We start from the raw sequence: 482 nt of genomic DNA, 5'->3' as shown, positions 1-482 counted from the left end.
AGGTCGATGGTTCGAGTCCATTTAGGCCCATTAGTACAAAATCTTATTGGTTTTGGGGAAGTACTCAAGTGGCTGAAGAGGCGCCCCTGCTAAGGGTGTAGGTCGGGAAACCGGCGCGAGGGTTCAAATCCCTCCTTCTCCGTTTCAATATTTTGTTTTACCTGGCCCGTTGGTCAAGCGGTTAAGACACCGCCCTTTCACGGCGGTAACACGGGTTCGAATCCCGTACGGGTCATTAAATTCAATATAGTTTTACATGGAGGATTACCCAAGTCCGGCTGAAGGGAACGGTCTTGAAAACCGTCAGGCGGGTAAAACCGTGCAAGGGTTCGAATCCCTTATCCTCCTTTATCATATTACCGCGGGATGGAGCAGTCTGGTAGCTCGTCGGGCTCATAACCCGAAGGTCGTAGGTTCAAATCCTGCTCCCGCAATTTAAAAACTAAAAACACTGGTTCCGTGGTGTAGGGGTTAACATGCCT

General features: G+C 49.8%; 4 tRNA genes. All 4 read left to right on the top strand.

What is annotated here, in order from left to right:
* Nucleotides 1–54: 54 nt before the first annotated feature.
* The 4 genes from HMPREF2731_RS13510 to HMPREF2731_RS13495 all read left to right on the top strand — a co-directional run bounded on the left by HMPREF2731_RS13510 (nt 55) and on the right by HMPREF2731_RS13495 (nt 434).
* Nucleotides 55–142, top strand: a tRNA-Ser gene (locus HMPREF2731_RS13510).
* Between the two features lie 21 nt (nt 143–163).
* Nucleotides 164–235: transfer RNA gene (locus HMPREF2731_RS13505), tRNA-Glu, on the top strand.
* A gap of 23 nt (nt 236–258) precedes the next feature.
* A tRNA-Ser gene (locus HMPREF2731_RS13500) sits at nt 259–348 on the top strand.
* Between the two features lie 12 nt (nt 349–360).
* Nucleotides 361–434: transfer RNA gene (locus HMPREF2731_RS13495), tRNA-Met, on the top strand.
* Nucleotides 435–482: the final 48 nt, after the last annotated feature.

The organism is Enterococcus sp. HMSC072F02 (assembly GCF_001837725.1).
Classification (GTDB): domain Bacteria; phylum Bacillota; class Bacilli; order Lactobacillales; family Enterococcaceae; genus Enterococcus_B; species Enterococcus_B lactis.
Note: the sequence above shows the minus strand (reverse complement) of the source record. Positions and strands in the feature narration are given on the sequence as shown.